The organism is Catenulispora rubra, assembly GCF_015356825.1.
Lineage (GTDB): Bacteria > Actinomycetota > Actinomycetes > Streptomycetales > Catenulisporaceae > Catenulispora > Catenulispora rubra.
In genome coordinates this window covers 1-1097 of the sequence record NZ_JAACYW010000643.1, presented here as the reverse complement: position 1 = coordinate 1097, position 1097 = coordinate 1, and the positions used below count along the sequence as shown (strand labels likewise).

The following is a 1097-nucleotide window of genomic DNA, read 5'->3' as shown; positions in this document are numbered from 1 at the left end:
CCCCCGCCGAATCCCCCGCCGACACCCCGCCGCAGCGGCGGCCCGAGACGCCGGCCGGTCCGCACCTGGCAGAATCGTCCGATGTGACAGGCAGCGAGACCCGCCCGACCCGCAAAGTGGCCACCGCCAAGCGCGACCGCGTGCGCGACCACCTGCTGCAGCTGATCGACACCGCGGCCCCGGGCACCAGCCTGGACTCCGAGCGCGACCTGGCCGAAGCCCTCGGCGTGTCCCGCCCCACGGTCCGCGCGGCGCTGCAGGACCTGGCGCGCTCCGGCTACCTGGTCCGCCACCAGGGCCGCGGCACGTTCACCAGCCCCCGCAAGATCGACCAGGCACTGACCGGCGACAGCGCGGACGGGGGCGCGGCGCTGGCCGCACCGTCCGCGGAGGGCACGTGGACCAGCCACGTGGTGACGTTCCGAACCTCGCCGGCCGGGCCCTCGCGCGCCACCCGGTTCGGCATCACCGCCGACGCGCTGATCCTGCGCATCGTGCGGGTCCGGCTGGTCGAGGGCGAGCCGATCGCGATCGAGCGGCTGGACGTCCCGGCGGCGCTGGTGCCGAACCTGAAACCGGACGACCTCGAATCCGGCAACTTCTACCACCTGCTGCGCGACCGGCACGGGATCATGGTCTCCGACGCCGTGCAGACGATGGAGCCGACGGTCGCCAACCCGGAGCAGGCCGAACTGCTCGACATCGAGGTCTACGCGCCACTGCTCCAGGTCGAGCGCACGACGAAGGACACCACCGGCCGCGTCGTGGAGTTCGCGCACTCGGTGTACCGCGGCGACCGGTACCGGATCACGACGCGGCTGCATCTGGATGCGACGTCGGGATGAGGGCGGCAGGGCAACGATGGCGGGGCAAGGACCGCGGGCAAGAACGGCGCGCTGCGCAGGCGGCGCGACCGTTGCGCAGCCGCACTTGCATGGCACCGTGAAGTCGTAAGCCGTCTAAAAGAAGCGCGGCCGTCCACCGAGCACCGTTGATGGCGGACGGCCGGCGCCGGCGAGGTCCGCCGCGCCTACCGCGCCACTGCGCTACTGCGCCGCGGCGTGGTTGCGGTGGTTGCGCACCACCTCGTCGATGAT

General features: G+C 72.7%; 1 protein-coding gene. It reads left to right on the top strand.

Going from position 1 to position 1097, the window contains the following annotated elements; translation table 11 throughout:
• A partial coding sequence (locus tag GWK61_RS60450; protein ID WP_323748211.1) for a GntR family transcriptional regulator occupies positions 1 to 845 on the top strand: 845 nt, incomplete at its 5' end.
• Positions 846 to 1097 lie beyond the last annotated feature (252 nt).